Source organism: Nocardia sp. NBC_01503 (assembly GCF_036327755.1).
GTDB lineage: Bacteria > Actinomycetota > Actinomycetes > Mycobacteriales > Mycobacteriaceae > Nocardia.
The window spans coordinates 6,900,051-6,923,218 of sequence record NZ_CP109596.1; the positions used below are offsets into that span (position 1 = coordinate 6,900,051).

Sequence of the window (23,168 nt, forward strand, 5' to 3'; positions counted from 1 at the left end):
GGTCGCAAACCTTAGCCAGCCCGCCCCGACCACGCACAAGTGGCACGCCGAAAAGCCGGAACCTGTAAGTTCGCGGCCCGCCCCGTTTCTGGACCGAGTGGAGCGGGGGAGCGCAGCGGAGGAGCGGAGGGAGGGAAGAAACGGGGTCACGAGGGCCGCGAACCGCCGGAGCGACGCGGAGGCAAATTAGACACAGAGTAGAATGTTGGGGTTCTCTCTCCACGGGAACCGAAGCCCGCGCCGATGCGTTGAGTAAGCATTGGCGTTGACATGAAGTTTTGATTGTTGCCGAGAGGCGAGAAGGGACCGCACCCATGGCAGATCGCGTACTCCGGGGCAGTCGACTTGGAGCGGTGAGTTACGAGACCGACCGCGACCACGACCTGGCGCCCCGTCGGATGGCGCGGTACCGGACGGAGAACGGCGAGGAATTCGATGTTCCCTTCGCCGATGACGCCGAGATCCCCCCGACCTGGCTGTGCCGCAATGGCCAGGAGGGTGTGCTCATGGAGGGCACCACGCAGGAGCCCAAGAAGGTGAAGCCGCCGCGTACGCACTGGGACATGCTCCTCGAGCGTCGCAGCAAGGAAGAGCTGGAAGAGCTGCTGCAGGAGCGGATGGATCTGATCAAGAGCCGTCGCCGCGCCTGAGCGCACACGGTAGGAACTGACCGTGCTCGAAAATTGACCGTGCACAAAAATTGACCGAGGCCCCCTCCCATTCGGGAGGGGGCCTCGTCTCTTTCACGGTACAGGCCCCTCCCGGCGTCCGGGAGGGGTTTGCGCAGGCTGCGATGCAGGTCACTCGCGCGAGAGGACCTCGTTCAGTGGCTGGCGACCTTGCGGTATTGCAGCAGGGCCAGCGGTACGGCCACCAGGAGAATGCCCACCGAGCACAGGATGGCGTACTCGACGCAGTGATCGGCGGGCCAGCCCACCGCCGGGGTGAAGCCGGGCGGTGAACCGTTCTCGAAGAGTTTGCGCCCCGCCGCCGCGACCGCGGTAATGGGATTCCACGCCGCCACGGTGCGCAGCGGCCCGGGCAACGTCTCCCCCGAGATGAACGCCGAGGAGATGAATGACAGTGGGAACAGCCAGATCAGGCCCGCGCTCTGCGCCACCTCCACGCTCGGTGACACGAGCCCGGTGAGCGCACCCACCCAGGACATGGCGAAGGCGAAGAGCAGGATCACCGCGAAAGCCAGTACGGCATCGGCGATTCCGCCGTTGATGCGCCAGCCCACGGCATACCCGCAGGCCACCATGACGGTCAGGGCGAGGATATTGACCACCAGATCCGAGAGCGTGCGCCCCATGAGCACGGCCAGCCGGGACATGGGCAGCGTGCGCATCCGGTCGATAATGCCCTTGTGCAGATCGTTGGCGAGTCCGACGGTGGTGAACGCGGCATTGAATGCCACTGTCTGGGCGAAGATTCCGGCGAGCAGGAACTCCCGGTACTGGCCGCCGCCCAGGGACGCCCCGAAGATGTAGGCGAACAGGAACACGAACATGAGTGGCTGAATGGTGGCGGTGACCAGCAGGGTCGGCACCCGCAGAATGGTCAGCAGATTGCGATAGGCGACGATGGCGCTGTCGCGAATCGCTCTGGGCAGCAACAGCATCGGATTGTGCTCGGCGGGCTGTCTCGGCTGTGCCGGGGCCTCGGCGGTGGCGGTGCTCACGACAGGATCTCCTCTTGCACGGTGTCGGTGCGGTGTTCGGATCGTTTGCGGTCCGTGGATTTGCCGGTGAGAGAAAGGAATACGTCGTCGAGGCTGGGCCGGTGCACGTCGGCGTCCAGGATGCAGACGCCGGCGTCGTCGAGCCGGCGCAGGGCCTCGACCATGGTGCGGGTGCCGTCGCCGACCACGACGGTGATCTGATCGGTGCCGGGATCCTCGATCGGTTCACCGATTCCCACTTGCGCGAGAACCTGTTTCGCCGGTTTCGGATCCTGTCCGGCGGCGAGGGTGACGGTGAGTTTGTCACCGCCGATGGAGGTCTTGAGCTCATCGGCGGATCCGCGCGCGATGACCCGCCCGCGGTCGATGACGGTGATGCGATCGGCGAGCAGATCCGCCTCCTCGAGGTACTGCGTGGTGAGCAGCACCGTGGTGCCGTCGTCCACGAGTTCGCCGATGACCCGCCACATATCCAGGCGCCCACGGGGATCCAGGCCGGTGGTCGGCTCGTCCAGGACCACTACGGGCGGGCGGCAGACCAGGGCCCCGGCGAGGTCGAGTCGCCGGGCCATACCGCCGGAGTAGGTGCCCGCGCGCCGTCCGGCCGCGTGTTCGAGGCCGAGGGCGGCGAGCAGTTCGGTGGCGCGGTCGGCGGAGCGCTTATGGCTCATACCGTAGAGCCGTGCCACCATGCGCAGGTTCTCGAAGCCGGACAGGTTGGCATCGATCGCCGCGTACTGTCCGGACAATCCGAGTCTGGTGCGGGCGCGCGCCGGATCCTTGAGCACGTCCACCCCGGCGACGTGCACCCGGCCCGAACTCGGGGCGAGCAGGGTGGTGACGATCCGGACCGTGGTGGTCTTACCCGCGCCATTGGGCCCGAGCAGGCCCATGACGGTGCCGGAGGGTATCTCCAGGTCGACGCCGTCCAGTACCCGGACCTTGCCGTAATACTTGACCAGGCCCTCCACCTCCACCGCGAGGCTCATCGGCTCCCCTCCCGTTCGGTGCGGGTGGCGCTGGCGGCCAGATGTTCCCGCAGTACCGGTCCGATGACCGCCAGGGATTCGGGCGTGGTCATGCCCGAGTGGCGGCAGCGCACCAGTTGATCATGTACGACTCCGGTGACGTGTGGATCCCAGGCCGCGGCATTGCGGTCCGGATCGGCGCGATTGATCTCGTCGTCGGCGGCGGTGAAGAAGAGCAGGTCGCCGATGAAGACGCGCGGCTCGAAGCCGTGCGCGAGGACCGCGCCATTGGCGTAGCCGGTGTAGAGGCGTTCGAGGTGATCGACGGTGAGCGCCGCGAACGGTCCCGGTCGGCCGCGCAGGAACTCCGCGGCCTCCTGCAGGCTCATGCGCGGGTCGACATCGGTGTCGCCGCCGAGCAGGTCGCTGCCGAATTCGCCGATGATGTCGGCGACGCCGGGTACGGCCTCCTCGAGCCACTGGTCCGAGAGCTGGTAACTGTCCATGAGCGCGAGCAGTGCCACCTCATCGCCGTTCTCCTGCAGTTGTACCGCGATCTCGTGCGCCAGCAGTCCGCCGAGCGACCAGCCCAGCAGATGGTACGGGCCGTGCGGCTGTACCGATTTCAAATGTGCCACATAGTATTTCGCGGCTTCACCGATGGTGCTGTGGTCATCGGCGCCGGTGACGTGCGGGGCCTGCAGACCGTAGACCGGGCGATCGGGCGGCAGTTGGGCGAGCAGTCCGGCGAAGCACCAGGCCAAACCGATGGCCGGATGCACACAGAACAGCGGAGCCGAACTGGTCGCGGTGATCGGGCGCAGCGGCAGCACCGGTTGCAGTGCGGCCGCGAGCGCCGCACCCGCGTCACCGTCGGCGTCGGCCAGGCGACGGGCGATGGCGGCCGGTGTGGATTCACCGAACATGGCCTGGACCGGCAGATCCACCCCGAGCGCCCGCAGCTGGCCGACCACCTTGGTGGCCAGCAGCGAGTTACCGCCGAGTTCGAAGAAGCCGTCGTCGACACCGACCTGTGCTACGCCGAGCACATCGGCGAAGGCGGCACACAGCGCCGCCTCGGTCGGGGTGCTGGGCGCGCGGTAGCCCTCGCGGGCGGCGAAGACGGGTTCGGGCAGTGCGGTCCGATCCAGTTTGCCCACCGGTGAGAGCGGTACCCGGTCCAGCAGCATGATCGATTGCGGGACCATGTAATTGGGCACCAACTCGGCCACATGCGCGGTGAGCTCGTCGACACTCGGCGCGGTCCCGGTGCGCGGTTTCACATAGGAGACCAGTGCGGTGGCGCCCGCCGGGGTGCGATGTCCGATGGTGGTGGCGAACTCGACCTCGGCGTGCCGCGCCAGGGCGGCGTCGATCTCGCCGAGTTCGATCCGGAAGCCGCGGATCTTGACCTGATGGTCGGTGCGGCCGACATACTCCAGATCCCTTGCGCGCCCGCCGTTCTCGACCCAGCGCACCAGGTCGCCGGTGCGGTACATGCGCTCACCGGGCTTGCCGAACGGGTTGGCCACGAATCGCTGTGCGGTGAGCCCGGGCCGCCGCAGGTAGCCGCGTGCCAGGGCGGCACCGGCCAGTTGCAGTTCACCGGTGACTCCGGCGGGTACCGGGTGCAGACGCGAATCCAGCACGGTCGCACCGACACCGCGGATGGGTCCGCCGATGGTGATGTGCCCGCCCGGGTGCATGGGTTGTGAGATCACCGTGACGATGGTGGTCTCGGTGGGCCCGTACACGTTGTAGAGCTTGCGCCCGGGCGCCCAGCGGGTGACCAGGTCCGGTGGCAGGGCCTCACCGCCGACGAGGACATGCCGCAGCGCGGTGACACCGGCCGGGTCGACGGTGCCCAGCGCGGAGGTGGTGATGAAGGCGTGGGTGATGCCCTCCTCCACGAAGACCCGCCCCAGATCCGCGCCGCCGACCACACCGGGCGGGCTGATCACCAGGGTGGCCGCGCCGCCGAGCGCGAAGAGCAGGTCGAGCATGGCGGCGTCGAAACTCGGTGTGGCGAAGTGCAGTACCCGGGCGCCGGGCCCGACGTCGAAGCGCTGTGCGGTTTCGGCGGCGAAGTTGGACAGGCCGCCGTGGGTGACGACGACGCCCTTGGGGATGCCGGTGGAGCCGGAGGTATAGATGACGTACGCCGGATTGTCCAGGCGCAGTGGCGTGGTGCGTTCGTCATCGGTGATGGGTGCGTCCGAGGTGGCCAGCACCCGTCGCCGGAACGAGGGTGCGTCCAGCACGGTCCAGTTGGCACCGTCGGGCATGCGCTCGCGATGCGCGGAGAGCGTAATGCCGATGGCAGCACCGGAGTCCAGCAGCATATGGCTGATGCGCTGTTCCGGATAGTTGGGGTCGACCGGGACGAAGGCGGCGCCGGCCTTGGCGATGGCCAGGGTGACGGCGACCGATTCGGCCGAGCGCGGAATGCCCATGGCGACCAGGGTTTCCGGGCCGACGCCCAAGCCGATGAGGACCCGGGCGAGCCGGTTGGTCCAGCGGTCCAGGGCGTCGTAGGAGATCTGGGTGCCCGCCGCCCGCACGGCGATGGCCTGCCGGTTGAGGTTGGCCGCGGCCTCGAACACCTCCGGGAAGCTGATGGGCAGGCTGGGTTCGGCGCCGCGTACGGGTGCCAGCGCCGACCATTCACCGGAGTCCAGCAGCTCCAGATCGCCCACGGCGGTGGCCGGATTCGCGGCGGCCGCGCCGAGCATGCGCACGAATCGATCCGCGAGCCGCTGGGCGGTGGCCTCCTCGAACAGGTCCGCCGCGTAGTTGACCGAGACGGTGATGCCGTCGGGTTCGCGACGCGGGGTCCAGGATTCGGTGAGGGTGAACTGCAGATCGAATTTGGCGATACCGGGATCGGCGTCGTCGTTCTCGATGCGCAGGCCGGGCAGCTCCAGCACTCGCACCGGCTGGTTCTGCACCGACAGCATGATCTGGAACATCGGGTGATGCGCCTGGGTGCGTGCGGGATTGAGCACCTCGACCAGGCGCTCGAACGGGACATCCGCGTGCGCGAACGCCTCCAGGTCGGTATCGCGCACCGCCCGCAGCAGATCGCCGAACGCGGCATTGCCGTCGAGGTGGGTGCGCAGTACCAGGGTGCCGACGAACATGCCGACCATGCGATCGAGCGCCGGATGTCCGCGCCCGGCGATGGGGGTGCCGACGGTGATGTCGTCGCCTGCGGTCAATCGGTGCAGCAGGGCGACCAGCGCGGCGTGCAGCACCATGAACATGGTGACGCCGTGTTCGGCTGCCAGGGACTGCAATTCGCGATGGGTGAAGGCGTCCAGGGTGCATTCGACGGTGCCGCCGCGGTAGCTGGGCACCGGCGGGCGTGGCCGGTCGGCGGGGACGGCGAGGAGTTCGGGAATACCGTCCAGGGCGCGCCGCCAGTAGTCGAGCTGGCGGCTGATCACCGATTCGGGATCGCCTTCGACGCCCAGCACATCCTGCTGCCACAGCGTGTAATCGGCGTACTGGATGGGCAATTCGGCCCAGTCCGGTTCGCCGCCGTCGGCGTAGGCGCGGTAGGCGGTGGCCACATCAGCCGCCAGGGGCTGCAGTGACCAGCCGTCCATGGCGATGTGGTGCACCACCAGGACCAGCACGTGTTCGGAGGGTTCGGCCCGATTACCCCCGGAGGCGCCGGTGAGGCGCAAGAGGGTGGCGCGCAGCGGAACCTGCGTGCCGAGGTCGAATCCGGCGGCGGTGACCCGGCGGATCTCGTCGGGCACCTCCTGGGGTTTGACCGCGCGCAGCGGCAGTGAGACCGCCGCGTCGACCGGATCGAGCACCTGCTGGCAGGGTTCGCCGTCGAGCTCGGGGAAGACCGTCCGGAGCGTCTCGTGCCTGCCCTGCACCGCGTGCAACGCCGCCCGCAGTGCCTGCACATCCAGTTCGCCGTGCAGGCGCAGGGCGACCGGAATGTTGTACGCGCCCAGCGCTTCTCCCTGATCCCCGGAGGCGTTGAACTTCTCCAGGAACCACAGTCGCCGTTGGGCGGCCGAGAGCGGGATCTGCTTGGGGCGGGTACGGCGGCGCGGTTCCAGGCGGGCGTCCGCGGCGGTGGGACCGGCGTCCAGTTGCGCGGCGAGTCCGGCCACGGTGGGTGCGGCGAAGACGGCCCGCACCTCGAGGCGTACTCCGGTGGCGGCGGCCAAGCGGGCCACCAATTGGGTGGCGAGCAGCGAGTTTCCACCGACCTCGAAGAAGCTGTCGTCCGCGCCGAGTTGTTCGGTGCCGACCAGATCGCCCATCACCTGGGCGACGAGTCGTTCGGTCTCGGTCTCCGGATCGCGGGAGACCACGGCGACCACGGCCTGGGGTTGGGGCAGTGCGTCACGGTCGAGTTTGCCGACGGGGGTCAGCGGGATGCGGTCGAGCAGGGTCAGACTGCTCGGAACCATATGGGCGGGCAGGTGTTCGGCACAGTGTGCACGCAGCTCGTCGAGGTCGATGGCGTGCGCGTCGACGGGCAGGACGAACGAGACGATGCGTTTGGTGCCCGCGATATCGCGGACCTCGGTGTGCGCGAAGCGGATTCCGATGTGTGCGGTGAGTACGGCGTCGATCTCGCCGAGTTCGATCCGGAAGCCACGCACCTTGACCTGGTGATCACTGCGGCCCAGGTAGGTGATTTCACCATTGGCGTTCCAGCGCACCACATCCCCCGTGCGGTACATGCGCGAACCCTCGGGGCCGTACGGGTCGGCGATGAAACGCGCGGCGGTGAGGTCGTAGCGGTCGATATACCCGCGCGCGACACCCTGGCCGCCGATGTACAGCTCACCGGGTACGCCGACGGGTACCGGGCGCAGGCGTTCGTCCAGCACCAGGGCACGCGCGCCGCGCACCAGGGTGCCGATGGTGACCGGTTCCCCGACGACCATGGGTCCGGCGATGGTGACCACCACGGTGGTCTCGGTCGGCCCGTACCCGTTGAACATGGCGCGTCCGGGTGCCCAGCGGGCCACCAACTCCGGACCGCACGCCTCGCCGCCGACCATGACCGAGCGCAGGTGCGGCAGTTCCCAGCGCTCCCGGTCGATGGTGGCGAGCGCGGCGGGGGTCATGAAGGTGTGGCTGACCTCCTCGGCCTCCATGAGCGCGGCCAATTCGTCGCCGCCGTAGATATCGGCGGGCACGATGACCATGGTCGCGCCGGAGCCGACCGCCAGCAGCAGATCGAAGACGGCGGCGTCGAAGCTGGGTGAGGAGAAGTGCATGGTGCGCGAGTCGCGGTCCACCCGCATGCGGTCGCGGATCTCGTCGGCGAAGTTGGAGAGTCCGCCGTGGGTTACCGCCACGCCCTTGGGTTTTCCGGTGGAGCCGGAGGTGTAGATGACATAGGCGAGGTCGGCGGTCCAGAGCGTGGCGGTGCGGTCGGCGTCGGTGATGGGTCCGTCGTCGAGCACCTCCAATTCGTCCAGCAGGGCCGGATCGTCCAGCAGCAGCCACGCCATGGCGTGATCACCGGCGGCGGCGTGCAGCCGATCGGCGTTCTCGGTCATGGTGATGCCGACCCGGCAGCCGGAGTCGGTGAGCATATGCCGCACCCGATCGGCCGGATAGTTGGGATCGACGGGCACGAACGCCGCACCGGATTTGGCGACGGCCAGCACCGAGAGCACCGACTCCGCCGAGCGGGTCAGCCCGAGGGCCACCCGGTCGCCCGGGCCGATGCCCTGCTGGATCAGGGCGCGCGCCAGCCGATTCGAGTAGACATCGGATTCCAGGTAGGTGAGCGCGGTATCGCCGAAGCGCAGGAATTCGCGGTCCGCGTTCAGGTGTGCGGTGGCGGCGAAGTAGGCCGCCAGACTGCACTGCGGTTCGGGGGCCGGACCCCAGGCGGGGGTGAGCAGTTCGCGCTCGACGTCGGTGCGGGCGTCGATGGCGCGAATGCGCACGCGCGGGTCGGCGGTGACGGCCTCGAAGACGCGGAGCAGACGGTCGGCCAGGATCCGCACCGACTGCTGGTCGAAGAGCTCAGCGGCGTAGACGAATTCGAAGACCCGGTCCTCGGCGACGCCCTCGCCCTGGACGCCGGGCAGTACCCGCAGTTCGAGATCGAATTTGGCCAGCGCGATATCGAGTTCCTCGGCGTGCAGGGCGAGCCCGGGCAGTTGCAGCGCCGGAACCGGCGTGTCCTGCACGGTGAGCGCGACCTGCAGCACCGGCCGCGTTCCGCCCGCCGCGCTGCCGATCTCCTCGATGACGCGTTCGAACGGCACCTCGGCATTGGCCATGGCGGCGAGTTCGGTATCGCGGTCGGCCTGCAGCAGTTCGGCGAAGCCGCGGTCCGGGTCCACGTCCGAGCGCAGTACCAGGGTGTTGACGAACATGCCGACCAGCTCGTCGAGCCGGGTATCGGTGCGACCGGCCACCGGGGTGCCGATGACGATGTCGCGGCCGCCGGTGACCACGCGCAGCAGTACCGCGAGGGTGGAGCGCAGCACCATGAACATGCTGACGCCATTACCGCGGGCGACCTCGGCGAGCCCGCGCTGCAGGGCGTCCGGGACCTCGAACCGCACCACGCCCGCACGCTGGGTGGGCTCGGCGGGCCGGGGCCGGTCGTACGGCAGCGGCATCTCCTCGGGCAGGTCCGCCAGCGCACCGCGCCAGTAGGCCAGCTGGGTGGCGGCGGTGCTCTCGGGATCGGACTCCTGGCCCAGGCATTCGCGCTGCCACAGGCTGAAATCGCTGTACTGCACCGGAAGTGGGGTCCAGGTGGGTGCGACGCCGCCGTGCCGCGCGGCGTACGCGATGGCCAGGTCCCGGGTGAGCGGGCCGAGCGACCAGCCGTCGGCGGCGATGTGGTGCATGACGATACCGAGCAGGTGGCGCCGATTCCCGGTGCGCAGCAGGGTCATTCGCAGGGGGATCTCGCGGGTCAGGTCGAAGCCGCGGCGCGCCAGGGAGCGCAGTGCGGTGCGCGCGCCCACATCGTCGGTCTCGACGGCGTCGAGTACCGGCAGACAGCGGGCGGTCTCCAGCAGCCGCTGCCGCGCACCGTGCTCGTCCTCGGGGAAGACGGTGCGCAGCACCTCGTGCCGCTCCACCAGGTCGGCGAGGGCGGCGCGCAGGGCGGGCACATCCGGATCGCCGTCGATTCGAAGCACGAATGCGATGTTGTAGGCGCTGGATTCGGGGGAATATCTATTGAGGAACCACAGTCGCTGCTGGGGCAGGGACAGTGGTACGCGCTCCGGGCGCGGGGTATGCACAGCCAGCGCCGCCCGCTGCGTCCGGGGCGCTTCCTGCAATCGCGCCGCCACACCCGCCACGGTGGGTGCTTCGAAGATGGCGCGGACCGGCAACTCCACCCCGAATTCGGTGTGCAGGGCGGCGGTGAGCCGGGTGGCGAGCAGTGAGTTGCCGCCGACCTCGAAGAAATTGTCCTCCGCGCCTTGGATTTCGGTGCCGAGCACGACACCGAAGACCTGCGCGACCTGCTGTTCCAGCTCGGTCTCCGGGGCACGCGAGGGTGCGGCCGCGGTGAAATCGGGTGCGGGCAGGGCCTTGCGGTCGAGTTTGCCGGACGGGGTGACCGGCAGCTGCTCGAGCAGGGTCAGTGCCGAGGGCACCATATAGCCGGGCAGGCGACCGCGCGCGGTCTCCAGTACGGCCGACATATCGATCTCGGTCTCGGCGGTCAGGTAGGAGACCAGGCGCGGGATACCGCGCTCGTCATTGTGGACGACGGTGAGCGCGAAGGTGATTCCGTCGTGCGCGAGCAGGACGTGGTCGATTTCGCGCAGTTCGATACGGAAGCCGCGGATCTTGATCTGGTCGTCGGCGCGGCCCAGGAAGCGCAGCTGCCCGGTCCCGTCGGCGACCACCAGATCGCCGGTGCGGTACATGCGTTCACCGCGACGGCCGTGTGGATTGGCCGGGAACGCCTGTGCCGTGAGTCCGTGCCGGCCGAGGTAGCCGCGCGCCAGGCCCGGTCCGGAGAGGTACAGCTCCCCCGCCACGCCCGGCGGCACCGGGTGCAGGCGACCGTCCAGGATGAACAGGCGCATACCGCGCACCGGCAGGCCGATCGGCACGGGCTGACCCGCGACCATGGGTCCGGTGGCGGTGGCCGCGACCGTCGCCTCGGACGGACCGTACATATTGTGCATGCGGCGCACCGGAAGATGCGGGGGCCGAGCCCGCGGATCGGTCCAGATACGGACCAGATCCTCGGGGCAGGCCTCACCGCCGACGATGACCGCCTCGAGATCCGGCAGGTTCTCCGCGGGCACGGTACCCAGGGCCGCCGGGGTGACGAAGGCGTGCGTCACCCGCTCTTCACGCAGCAGCTCGGCGAGTTCGGCACCGCCGTAGATACCGGCGGGGGCGACCACCAGGGTGGCCCCCGCCGCGAACCCGAGCAGCAGCTCGAGCACCGAGGCGTCGAAACTCGGCGATGAGAAGTGCAGTGTGCGGGCGGAATCGGTGACCCGGAACAGATGCATCTGCTCATGCGCCAGCGAGGCGATACCGGCGTTGGTGACGACCACGGCCTTGGGTTTGCCGGTGGAGCCGGAGGTGTAGATGAGGTACGCGGGTCCGGCGGTGCGCAGCGGATGATGCCGGTCCGCGTCGGTGAGCGGGGTGATCGGGAAGCGCGCGCATTCCTGCGCGAGCTCCGGTGAGCCCATCAACAGCCAGTCGACGTAGCTCTTGCGGTGCCGCCCACGGTTTCCCGGCCAGTTCGGCATCTCGTCCCGGCGCTCGGGACTCGTGATGCCGAGCATGGCGCCGGAGTCGGCGAGCATATGCGCGATGCGGTCGGCCGGATAATCCGGATCGATCGGCACATACGCGGCACCGGTCTTGGCCACCGACCAGACCGCGAGAATGCAGTCCAGGCTGCGCGGCAGTGCGACCGCCACCACCACCTCGGGGCCCGCGCCATGCTCGATGAGTACGCGCGCCAGGCGATTCGAGCGTTCGTCGAGCTCGCGATAGCTGGTGTTGTGTGCCAGGTAGCGCACCGCGACGGCATCGGGTACGCGTTCGGCGGTATCGGTGAGCAGCCGGGCCAGGGTGCTGGCGGGTTCGGCGGGCGAACCCATGATGGGCACCAGTTTGGCCGTCTCGCGGGCATCGAGGATGGGCAGGTCACCGACGGGCACGGCCGGATCGGCGACCGCGGCGGCCAGCACCGCGACGAAACGGCGGGCGATGGCCTCGACGCTGGCGTGGTCGAAAACATCGGCGGCATAGCCGAATTCGGCGGTGAGCGGCATGTCTTTGACAGATGCCGCGTCGGCTGCGACGCCGAGCGGTTCGTGCACGGTGAGCTGCAGATCGAATTTGGCGACGTCCACCGCCATCGGCACCACCGTGGCGGTGACGCCTGGCATTTCGAAGCGCAGTGGCGGGGTGCTGTCGTAGGAGAGCATGACCTGGAACAGCGGATGCCGGGCGGCCGAGCGCTCGGGATTGACCACCTCGACGAGGCGCTCGAACGGCACGTCGGCATTGGCGAAGGCATTGAGGTCGGTATCGCGGACCTCGGCGAGCATGCGATCGAAACCGGCGGCCGGATCGACCCGGGTGCGCAGCACCAGGGTGTTGACGAACATGCCGACCAGCTCGTCCAGCGCCGGATCACTGCGTCCGGCGATGGGGGTGCCGATGGCGATATCGGTCGTATTGCACAGTCGCGCAAGCACTGCCGCGAGCGCGGCGTGCAACACCATGAACGTGCTGACGCCCCGTTCGGCCGCGACGGCGGCGAGCCGGCGCCGGGTATCGGCGGGAATCTCGAACTCCACCCGGCCGCCATCGGTGGATCGCTGCCGGGGACGCGGGCGATCGAGGGGCAGATCGAGCTGGTCCGGCAGGTCCGCGAGCGCGGCCCGCCAGTAGGCGAGCTGACGCGAGAGCGCACTGGCCGGATCGCCCTCATCGCCGAGCAGCTCCCGCTGCCACAGCGCGAAGTCCGCGTACTGCACCGGAAGTGGCGTCCACTCCGGCGCCGTCCCGGCGGTGCGCGCCGCGACGGCGCTCATGATGTCGCGGGTCAGCGGTGCGATGGACCAGCCGTCACCGCTGATGTGGTGCAGCACCATGAGGAAGAGATGCCGATCCGGCGCGGTCTCGTAGAGCGCGACCCGCACCGGGGCCTGACTGCGCAGATCGAAGCCGTAGTTCACGAATTCGCTCGCGAGGGTGAGGACATCGCTCGCGGTGGCGTCGATCGGCTCGAGCGTGAGTGGAATCTCTTCGGCCGAATGCACTTCCTGCGCCGGTCCGTCCGGGGTGTCCGGGAAGGTGGTGCGCAGGCTCTCATGACGTTCGAGCACATCGCGCAGGCCCGCACGCAATGCCGGAATATCCAGTGGCCCGGTCAATTCCACGGCGAGGGGCATGTTGTAGGCGGCGGCGTGCTCGGCGAAGCGATTCAGAATCCACAGTCGCTGCTGCGCGAGCGACAGCGGGATGTGCGCGGGCCGCTGTGCCGCACCGAGTTTGGGCGAGGAGGTCTCGGCCTGCAGGCTGTCCACGCGCGCGGCGAGCGCGGTGACGGTGGAGAATTCGAACATATCGCGAATGGTGAGTCCGGCACCGAGTGCGCCGTTGACGCGGGCGATGGCCCGGGCGGCGCTGAGCGAGTTGCCGCCGAGATCGAAGAAGTTGTCGCCGACGCCGATCTCGTCGGTATCGAGCACCTCGGCGAAGATGGCGACGAGCTGATGCTCCACCTCGGTGCGCGGTCCGGCGCTGGGACGGGTGGCGCGGCGCGGCGCGCTGCCCGGATCGGGCAGCGCTTTGCGATCGACCTTTCCGTTGGCGCTGAGCGGTAGTTCGTCGAGCACCAGCACCACCGGCGGCACCATGTATCCGGGCAGTGCCCGACGCAGTCCGGCGATGAGTTCGACCGGATCGAGCGGCTCGACCCCGGGTGCGGCGACCGCGTACGCGGCGAGTTCATCGCCACCACGACCGCGCCGGGCGACGCAGACCGCCCGCGCGACCCGCTTGTCCGACAGCAGTGCCGCCTCGATCTCCCCGAGTTCGATGCGCAGACCGCGAATCTTGACCTGGAAGTCGCTGCGGCCCAGGTACTCCAGTACGCCGGTGCGCCCACCGCGCCAGCGCACCAGGTCACCGGTGCGATACATGCGGGTGCCGGGGGTGAAGGGGTTGGCCACGAAGCGATCGGCGCTCAACCCGGGCCGCCCGAGGTAACCGCGCGCCAATTGCACACCGGCCAGATAGAGCTCGCCGACCACACCGGGCGCGACAGGCTGCAGTCGCGCGTCCAGGACGTAGGTGCGGGTGTTCCAAATCGGCGCGCCGATGGGCACATCCGTCGCACCGGGTGTGCAGTGCCAGGCGGTGACGTCGACGGCGGCCTCGGTGGGGCCGTAGAGATTGTGCAGCTGGGGCGCGTCGGGACCGGTGCCGAGGGCGGCGTGGAATTCGGCGACGGTGGCGGCGGGCAGCGCCTCACCACTGCAGAAGACCCGGGCCAGACCGGTACACCCGGCAACATCGGTATCGGTGAGGAAGACCGAGAGCATGGAGGGCACGAAATGCGCGGTGGTGACGCCCTGCTCGGCGATGATCCGGGCCAGATAGCCCGGATCGCGGTGTCCGTCGGGTGCTGCGATGAGCAGTCGCGCGCCGATCTGCAGTGGCCAGAAGAACTCCCACACCGAGACGTCGAAGGTGGCGGGGGTCTTCTGCAGCACCACATCGGAGCTGTCGAGGGGGTAGGCGTGCTGCATCCAGCGCAAGCGGTTCACGATGGCGGCGTGCGAGACGCCGACGCCCTTGGGCTTACCGGTGGAGCCGGAGGTGAACAGCACGTAGGCCAGATGATCGGCGCGCAGGGCCGCGGTGCGATCGGCGTCGGTGACCGGACGTCCGCCGCGCGCGGAGAGATCGGCGGTGTCGATATCGAATCGGCGTGCCGAAACGGGCAATTCGACCGCGTCGCGGGAGGCGGTCAGCACGCACAGCGGATTCGCCTGCTCCAGAATCTGTTCGATGCGATCGACCGGGTGATCCGGGTCCAGGGGCAGGTACGCCGCACCGGCCTTCACAATCGCGTACATACCGATGAGCAGGTCCGGGCCGCGGCGAATGGCCAGGCCCACCACCGTATCCGGCCCCGCGCCGCGTGCGATGAGTTCGCGGGCCAGGCGATTGGCGCGCTCGTCGAAGGCCGCGTAGGTGAGCGTCTCGCCCTCGAAGTCCAGGGCGACGCGGCTCGGGCACATGGCGGCCCGGTCGGCGAAGAGCCCGGCCAGGGTGCCCTCCTGACGGGCGACCTGGGTCGAATTCCATTCGTGCAGTACGCGTTCGCGCTCCAGATCGGTGAGCACGGGCATATCGCCGACCGCGGTCTGCGGATCGGCGCACAGGAAGCGCTCCAGAAAGTCCAGGAACCGGCCGTGGTGCATACCGAGTTCGGCATCGCTGTACAGGCGCGGGTTGGCCTCGAAATCGATGTGGATGCGATTGCCGTCGCCGTTGTAGAGATTGATCGACAGATCCTCGACGGGCCCGGTGGAGACCACATTGAGCGAGCCGACCAGGCTGCCGAATTTCAATTCGCTGTGGAACAGCATGAGATTGACCATGGGGCCGAAGAAGCCGCGAGCATCACGCGAGTAGCCGCAATCGCGGCGGATGTCATCGCTGCGGTAGCGCTGATGCCGCAGGGCGCCGGTGATCTGCAGTTCGACCGCGCGCACGGTATCGGCGACGGTGGCCGGACCCTCGAAACGCACCCGAATGGGCACCACATTGGAGACCACGCCCGCGGAGCGGCGCAGCGCCACGGTGGTGCGGGCGGAGACCGGAAGGCTCAGCACCACATCCTGATTGCCGGTGACGGCGCGGACATAGCAGGCCAGGGCGGCCACGAAGAGTGCGGAGGGATTGGAGCCGAAGGCCGTCGCGGACTCCTGCACCGCCGCCTCGACGTGTGCGCCGAGTACGGCGGTGGCGCAGCGGCGTCCGGCGTCCGAACCGATCCCCACGGCACTGCTGTTGGACAGGCTCAGCGGTTCGTTCACGCCCTCGAGCTGTTCGCGCCAGTATTCGGCGTCGCTGCGGCAGCGGCTGGTCTCGTGGTAGCGGTTCTCGTCCGCGTAGATGGTCGCGAGGGGGGTGGCGCGCGAGACGACCGGCTCGGTGTGGTCTTCCAGGGCCGTATAGATCTCGGCGGTGCGGGTGGTGGCGTTCATCGCGCCGTACCCGTCGATGACGATGTGATGGCCGCGGGTGTACCAGATGTAGTCCGAATCCCCGGTCCGCAGCACCACATTGATGGTGAGTGGATCGTGTTCGATATCGATGGCCGAGCTCGCGTGATCGTTCATCCAGGCCAGGGCCGCGGCGCGCGGATCCGGCTCCTCGCGCAGGTCGATGCGCGCCCAGCCCGGCCGCCAGGCGGGATCGACCACCTGGTGCGGCACCCCCTCGATCTCCAGCAGCCGTACCTGGCCCACCTCGGTCTCCGCGCCGAACCGCTCGATGGCGTACAGCAGCCGGCCGACATCCAGATCGCCGTGGATCTCCACGTATTGGGCGATGGTGAGCGGGATATCGGGCCGGATGCGTTGCGCGTACCACAGGGCCGATTGCGCGGGAGACAGCGCGAAAGGTTGAGCCGAGAATTCACCCGAAGAACATTGGTCGACACGATCGGTGGCCAATGAACTCATCAATCACTCCTTCTGCCGCTGTAAGACGCAACTCCCCGATAACCCCCGTGGCCGGTCCTCCGTTCGGCTTTCGCGCACGCGCGAGCCTTAGGACGTGATCCACGCCCTATGATTCGGAGCACCACGCCGACTGGATCGGTGTGATCTCGAGTTGCCCGGCAACGAACAGCGTTGGCGGAGCGCATATTTAGACAGCTACCTCAAAGCAAACCTCACGTATTTCACGTAATTCGCATAAGGCACCGTTATGAACTCGGGCAATTCGGCTGACGGATAGGCGACAGCTAAATGTTGGCGAACAGGACCGCCGGAGCGGGGACGGCCCTCGTCACACGTGCCCGCGGAGAGTTACTCAACCGGAAGGGTGCCGGCCGCATTATCGGATTCGACCGGATTCGCATGGGTGGCGCGCCGCCGAATCACTGCCGTCACAGCGACGGCCGCGGCAAGAATACACAAGATTCGTTCCGGCGCGGGGCCTATCCGAGAGGCGATCGTCTTGTCCGTGCGCAGTGGTAGCTGGGTCACCAGCGCCGCCGGTACGAACTGCTCGGTCTGCTGCTGGATGGTGCCGTCCGCGGTGATCATGGCGCTCACGCCCGTCGTCACCGAAACGACCACGGCGCGACCGTGCTCCACCGCGCGAATGCGTGACATGGCCAGTTGCTGATAGGTCATCTCGCTGTCGCCGAAGGTGGCGTTGTTGGAGGGGACCGTCAGGATCTGCGCGCCCGCGCGCACCGCGTCCTCGAAGGCGCGATCGAAGGCGACCTCGTAACAGGTGGCCACTCCGACGGCGACCGGCGCTCCGCCGCTCGCGGGCCGCACATGCACCACGCCGTCACCCTTGCCGGGAACGAAATAGCCCGCGCGGTCGGCGTATTCGGAGAAGTGCCGGAAGAAACCGCGATACGGCAGGTACTCGCCGAAGGGCTGGATGATCTTCTTATCGTGCCGCTCCCCCGGGCCGCCGTCGGCGGTCCAGACGATGACCGAATTGCTGGTGGTGCGATCGTCGTTCACCAGCACCGCGCCAACCAGGATGGGCGCCTTGATATCTCGCGAGGCCTGGGTGATCTCGGCATAGGCGTCGGAGTTGCGCAGCGGATCGATATCGGAGGAGTTCTCCGGCCAGATCACCACATCGGGCTGCGGGGCCTGCCCAGCCGCGACGGCCTTGGCGAGCTCTTCGGTGCGCTTGACGTGATTGTCGAGAACCGCGCGCCGCTGGGCGTTGAAGTCGAGTCCCAGACGTGGCACGCTGCCCTGGATCGCGGCGACCGTGATCGGCCGGTTGCCGTCCTCCGGGCCGGGCAGCGCGGTCCGGAGGATCACTCCGGTGATTGGAACTATAGCCACAAGCATTGCGGCAGCAACAATTCCGTTCCAGGATGTGAGACGCCGGGCCGCCGATCTGGGACGATTCGGACGCTCATCGCCGGTTGCCGTGCTACGCGCGTAGCCGACTCCCCCTACGGCCGCCGCGGCCAATCCGGCGCCCGTGAGGGCGACGGCGAAACTCACCAGCGGCGCGCCGCCGAACATGGCGTAGGGCAGATACCATCCGTCGGCCTGACCGAAAGCCAGTCTCCCCCAGGGAAACCCGCCGAATGGAAAACTGGAGCGGCCCCATTCGGTCAGCGACCACATGGTCGCCACCCACAGCGGCCAGCCCGGCAGCCGCCCGACCAGCCGCGCCAGCATTCCGAAGAGCCCGACATAGACCGACAACGCGGTGGATAGCGCGATCCACGGCACCGGACCGACATAGATTCCGGTCCACGGCAGCAATGGCAGGAAAAACGCCAGTCCGGCCAGGAATCCGTACCCGAATCCCCCACGCAGACGGCCGTTTCCGCGCACGGTCAGGATCAGCACCGCGATACCGACCGGTGCCAGGAACCAGAGCGTGCGCGGTGGGAAGCTGGCGAACAGCAACAATCCGGCGATCACCGCGGTGACCATCCGCGTCAGTACCGGATGCGCCCGGAGCGAACCGGCCGCACGAGCTACCGGCCCGCCGCCCGCGGCACCACCGGTCCCGGCCTGATCGCCACTGTCCACCGTCGACTCACTCACAACCCCAACACCTTTCGACGCCCCGCGACGCGCGGCTGATTGTCCCGCACCGGCAGGTCGAGTCGGGAAGCGCTGTCCGCGAAGGCTTTCGCGGGTCGAACTCACACGGCATGGATGGTGGTCCCGCGGTGCACGGTGGCCAGGCAGCGCGGCAGTGCGGCACCGGGGGTCAGCGGCGGCAAACCGGGTACGCGGGAGCGGGGGTCGGTGGACCAGCGCTGCACGGTATCGGTGGCGGCCGCGACCACGAGATCGCCTGCCTCCCATACCGCGTACGAGGCGGGAGCGCCCGGGACGAGGGTTCCCGCGACACCGTCGCGAACCCCGCCCGCGCGCCACGCGCCCCGGGTGGCGGCGGCGAAGGCCGCGCGCGGAGAGATCTGGTGACCGGAGGTGCGGTGGTGCGCCGCGGCGCGCAGCGCCTCCCACGGATTCAACGCCGTCACCGGGGCATCGGAGCCGATGGCCAGGGAGACACCGGCCGAGGCCAAGGCGGAGAACGGATTCAGCGTGGCGGCGCGGTCCGCGCCGAGGCGGGCGGCGTACATGCCCTCGGGTCCGCCCCAGGCGGCGTCGAAAGCCGGTTGCACACTGGCGATTACGCCCCAGGCGGCCAATTTCGCGATCTGGTCGGCATCGGCCATCTCGGCGTGTTCGATGCGGTGTCCGCGCGAGGCGAAGGCCGGGCCGCCGACCTGTGCGACGACCTGTTCGAAGCCGGTGACGACCGCGTCCATGGCGGCATCGCCGATAACATGGAAGCCGGATTGGATTCCGGCCTCGGTGCACGCGAGCACGTGTGCGGCAATGGTTTCCGCGTCGAGGTAGCTGGTGCCGGTGGTGTCGAGGTCGGCGTAGGGTGCGCGCAGCCAGGCGGTGTGCGAGCCGATGGAGCCGTCGACGAACAGGTCGCCGCCGAGCGCGTGCACGCCGAGGTCCTTGATCAGGGTGCGGGCCTCGTCGGCGGTGCGGACGGCCTGACCCCAGTAGGCGCGCACCTCGACGCCGTGTTCGAGGGCCAGGAGTTCGCGTACATCGGTTTCCCCGGAGATATCTGGTCCGGCGCATTCGTGTACGGCGGCAATGCCATTGGCGGCGGCGTGATCGAGGGCGGCGCGGCGGGCGCGATCGCGCTGAGCGGGCGCCAGCGCGCCGAGCGCGGCGCGGCGGATCAGATGGTGCGCCGCGGCGCGCAATGGTTCGCCGCGAGTGAAGCCGCTGGTTCCGGTCAACGCCGGGACGGCATCGAGCAGCGGGGTGGAGGCCACGGCCGAATGCGCGTCGACGCGAACCAGATACACGGTGCGCCCGGGCGCGGCGGCGTCGATCTCCTCGAGGCTGGGCGGGCGGCCCTCGGCCCAGGTGGTCTCATCCCAGCCGTCGCCGAGCACGGGCCCGTCCGGGTGCGCGGCGGCGTGGGCGCGCAGCAGCTCCAGGCATTCGGTGAGTGAACGCGCCTGGGACAGATCGAGTCCGGTGAGCTTCAGGCCCAGCGCGGTGACGTGTACGTGCGGGTCGACGAAGGCCGGTGCCACGAACGCCCCGGCGAGGTCGATGATCTCCGCATCGGGATGCAGTGCTCGTCCGGTGCGGTCCGCGCCCACCCACACCACGGTCCCGTCGGTGACGGCCATGGCGGTGGCATCGGGATTGCTGGAGCTGTAGATACGACCGCCGACAAGCAACTGGGTACTCACGAGATTCCAGTCTGCCGCACGCGGTCCGCGATGCCGCAACCGCACTCCACCCATCGGACGTGCGTCACACCGCGGCCGGTGTTATTCGGCCGACTGGGCTTTGGCGGCGAGGTTCTCGATGGCGCGGGCGATCTCCGCCGGATGGTGGAACGGGAGTTTGTGATCGCCGTCGAGCCAGCTCACCTCGGCGCTGGGAACGGCGGCCCGCAGCACCTCACCGCCGGCTTTCCAGGTGCGGTTCACATGGGCGGCATGGGCGTCGCGGCCGTGTGCGGAGTGGGTGGCCAGCAGCATGGTGACCGGGCAGTCCAGGGTGCGGTAGGTGTCCAGGAGTTGCTGGCGCCGCTGATCGAGTTCGATGGTGAGGTCGGCGAAGGCCTTCCCGGGCATGACGTAACCGTGCGGGGTCAGTCGCACCAATCGCATGGCCAGTTTGGTGCCGAGGCTGTTGAACGAGTCGCGCAGTTTCTTCTGATCCTCGACCAGCGGCTCCTGCAGCGGGACCGCGCCGTCGACCAGGACCAGTCCGGCGACCGGATGTGTGGCGGCGTATTCGAGGGCCAGATCCGCGCCCAGTGACCAGCCGATCAGAATCGGCCGCTGCACCGCGAGCGAGCCGAGCACCGCCTCGACATCGGATTGGAAGTCGGCGAACTTGTAAGAGGTTGCCGCCGAGGCTTTTCCGTGGCCGCGCAGATCGAAGGTGATCGTCTCATAGCCGTGCAGTTCGGCGATGACGTCCTTCCACGCGACCTGTGTCGCGCCACCGCCGTTGAGGAAAACCAATTCCGGGCCGGCACCCGAGCGCGTTACCGGCAGGGTGACCGCGCCATTGCGCACGGTGGTCTCGCTGGACATGAAGTATCGGCCCTTCGACTGAACGGAGTGATGCGGCGCGACAAGCCTATGCGGGCGCGCCCGCCGAAGAGGTGTCGGCGGTCAGCGCGGGTCGATCATGCGGCGGGCATCGCCCTGGCCGTCGTCGTAGTACTCGGTGACCACGGTGGCGTCGATGACCTCACCATCGGGATCGATCACCACATTGCGATACCCGAACGGCCCGACCGCGGTGGCGACCCGGGCCAGTCGGCGCGCGGCGAACACGGCCACGACCGGGCGGATCAAAAAGCGCGTGAACGGCACCAGCGCCACCAGACCGATGAGCGAGGTGAGCAGACCGGGCACGAACATGAGCACCGCGCCCACGGTCACCAGTGCGCCGTCGGCGACGGCGGTGCTCGGGTCGATCTCGCCGCGCGAGGCGCGGCGGAAGCCCTCGAAGACGCGCCGGCCCTGCGAGCGCACTAGGATCAGCCCCGCCGCCGACCCCGCGATGAGCAGCAGGATGGTCGGGAACACGCCGATGAGATGCCCGAACAGTACGAGCGTGGCAATCTCGGCGATGAAGTACGCGGCGAACAGTAGAGCGGGCATCACACGATCCTTTCGGCGATCTACCCCTACAACGAGCCGGGCCCCGATTTTTCTCCCGATGCGTCCAGGCTCACAAAGGGGTGTTCACCACGGTGACGATATGCGCCTGGATCCTGCCGTCGACGGGACCACTGCCGAAGCGCTCGGTGAGTGCTTGTTCGGCTGCCGAGGTGGCCTGGTCGAGATCGCCACGGGCTTCGATCTCATCGCGCAGCGGGGTGCCGTGGCAGTAGGCGACCGCGGGCGTCCGTGCTGAATCCGCCCGGCTGCGGGCGGTCACCGTATCGATCCGCGGCGAGGTGCCGAAGCCCGCCTGAGCCAGGTCCCGGGTGATCTCCGAGATGTCGTGACAGCCGTGTGGAGTGCGTGCCAGAAAGCGCGGCGGGTCCGACGGGAAGACCGAGGCCATCGCGGCGGTCACGGTATCGGCGAATTCGTTGTCCTCGATGCGATCCCAGGTGCTGAACACGAATCGTCCGCCCGGCCGCAGCACCCGGCGGGCCTGCGCGAAGGCGGTCACCCGATCGGGGAAGAACATGGCCCCGAATTGGCAGACGACCGCGTCGAAGCTAGCGTCCGCGAACGGCAACCGCATGGCGTCCGCCTGCCGCCACCGCACCGGTCGTGCCGTACCGATCGCGGCGGCCTGGTCGAGCATCGCCTGATTGAGGTCCGTCGCCACAATGCGCACCCGCTCATCCGATGCGAGCGCCAGCGCACGGGTGACCACGCCCGTCCCCGCCGCGATCTCCAGTACGTCGGCGACGTCCGGTGCCAGCGCCCGCCGCACCGCCGGTTCGGCGTACGGCTCGAATATCAGTGGCACCATATAGGTTTCGTAGAACTTCGCCACCGCCCCCGTGAACACACTGTCATCGGCTGACATGGCGCGATCCTTCCTCTAGGCGTTGCCCGGGCGAACGAGACCTGTTTCGTAGGCGAGCACCACCGCTTGCACGCGGTCGCGCAGGTTGAGTTTGGTGAGCACGCGGCCGACATGGGTTTTGACGGTGGCCTCGGACAGGAACAGCGCTGCGGCGATCTCGGCATTGGAGCGCCCGACGGCGATATGTTCGAGGACTTCGCGTTCACGGGCGGTGAGGACATCGAGGACGGCCGGGTCGCGGCCCGCGGCGGGATCGTCGGCGATGAGGCGGTCCAGGAGGCGTTTGGTGACCTTCGGCGAGACCACGGCATCACCGGCGGCGACACTGCGAATGGCGGAGATGAGGTCCTCGGGCGGGGTGTCCTTGAGCAGGAATCCGCTGGCGCCGGCGCGCAGCGCACCGAGGGCGTGCTCGTCCAGGTCGAAGGTGGTCATGACCAGAACCCGGCTGCCGCAACCGGATTCGATGATTCGCGCGGTGGCGGTGACACCGTCGGTAATGGGCATGCGCACATCCATGAGCACCACATCGGGGCGCAGTTCGGCGGTGCGGGAGATGGCGGTGGCGCCGTTGTCGGCCTCGCCCACCACCTCTATATCGGGGTGTGCGCCCAGCACCATCTTCAAGCCCGCGCGCATGAGCTCTTGGTCGTCGACGACGAGAACGGTGATCGGCACGCCTCCCAATCTATCGGTACGACCGGGCGCATCCGG

Annotated in this window: 10 protein-coding genes; 1 reads left to right on the forward strand and 9 read right to left on the reverse strand. The window is 68.6% G+C overall.

Annotated features, from left to right (window positions below; all coding sequences use genetic code 11):
* Nucleotides 1-314 precede the first annotated feature (314 nt).
* Nucleotides 315-650 (forward strand): RNA polymerase-binding protein RbpA, encoded by a 336-nt coding sequence (locus tag OHB26_RS31660; protein ID WP_067563234.1) that lies wholly within the window; start codon nucleotides 315-317, stop codon nucleotides 648-650.
* Between the two features lie 173 nt (nucleotides 651-823).
* Here OHB26_RS31660 and OHB26_RS31665 read toward each other — a convergent pair whose 3' ends face one another.
* From OHB26_RS31665 to OHB26_RS31705, 9 genes are all read right to left on the reverse strand, one after another.
* Nucleotides 824-1,624: an ABC transporter permease gene (locus tag OHB26_RS31665; RefSeq protein ID WP_330185840.1), complete on the reverse strand. Its 801-nt coding sequence runs from the start codon at nucleotides 1,622-1,624 to the stop codon at nucleotides 824-826.
* 56 nt (nucleotides 1,625-1,680) lie between these two features.
* The gene (locus OHB26_RS31670; protein WP_330180917.1) at nucleotides 1,681-2,673 is read right to left on the reverse strand and encodes an ATP-binding cassette domain-containing protein; all 993 of its coding nucleotides are present in this window, start codon (nucleotides 2,671-2,673) and stop codon (nucleotides 1,681-1,683) included.
* Nucleotides 2,670-16,358, reverse strand: coding sequence for an amino acid adenylation domain-containing protein (locus OHB26_RS31675; RefSeq protein WP_330180918.1), 13,689 nt, complete (start codon nucleotides 16,356-16,358; stop codon nucleotides 2,670-2,672). The genes OHB26_RS31670 and OHB26_RS31675 overlap by 4 nt, the downstream gene beginning before the upstream one ends.
* 348 nt (nucleotides 16,359-16,706) lie before the next feature.
* On the reverse strand, nucleotides 16,707-18,323 hold the full coding sequence (gene lnt, locus OHB26_RS31680; protein ID WP_330185841.1) for an apolipoprotein N-acyltransferase: 1,617 nt from the start codon (nucleotides 18,321-18,323) through the stop codon (nucleotides 16,707-16,709).
* A 215-nt stretch (nucleotides 18,324-18,538) separates the two neighbouring features.
* Complete coding sequence (locus tag OHB26_RS31685) at nucleotides 18,539-20,134, reverse strand: amidohydrolase (RefSeq protein ID WP_330180919.1); 1,596 nt, start codon at nucleotides 20,132-20,134, stop codon at nucleotides 18,539-18,541.
* A gap of 81 nt (nucleotides 20,135-20,215) precedes the next feature.
* The gene (locus OHB26_RS31690; protein WP_330180920.1) at nucleotides 20,216-20,992 is read right to left on the reverse strand and encodes an alpha/beta fold hydrolase; all 777 of its coding nucleotides are present in this window, start codon (nucleotides 20,990-20,992) and stop codon (nucleotides 20,216-20,218) included.
* An 81-nt stretch (nucleotides 20,993-21,073) separates the two neighbouring features.
* On the reverse strand, nucleotides 21,074-21,568 hold the full coding sequence (locus OHB26_RS31695) for an FxsA family protein (protein WP_330180921.1): 495 nt from the start codon (nucleotides 21,566-21,568) through the stop codon (nucleotides 21,074-21,076).
* A gap of 70 nt (nucleotides 21,569-21,638) precedes the next feature.
* The gene (locus OHB26_RS31700) at nucleotides 21,639-22,454 is read right to left on the reverse strand and encodes a class I SAM-dependent methyltransferase (RefSeq protein WP_330180922.1); all 816 of its coding nucleotides are present in this window, start codon (nucleotides 22,452-22,454) and stop codon (nucleotides 21,639-21,641) included.
* A gap of 15 nt (nucleotides 22,455-22,469) precedes the next feature.
* Entirely contained in the window at nucleotides 22,470-23,132 is a 663-nt protein-coding gene (locus OHB26_RS31705) for a response regulator transcription factor (RefSeq protein ID WP_330180923.1), read from the reverse strand.
* Nucleotides 23,133-23,168: the final 36 nt, after the last annotated feature.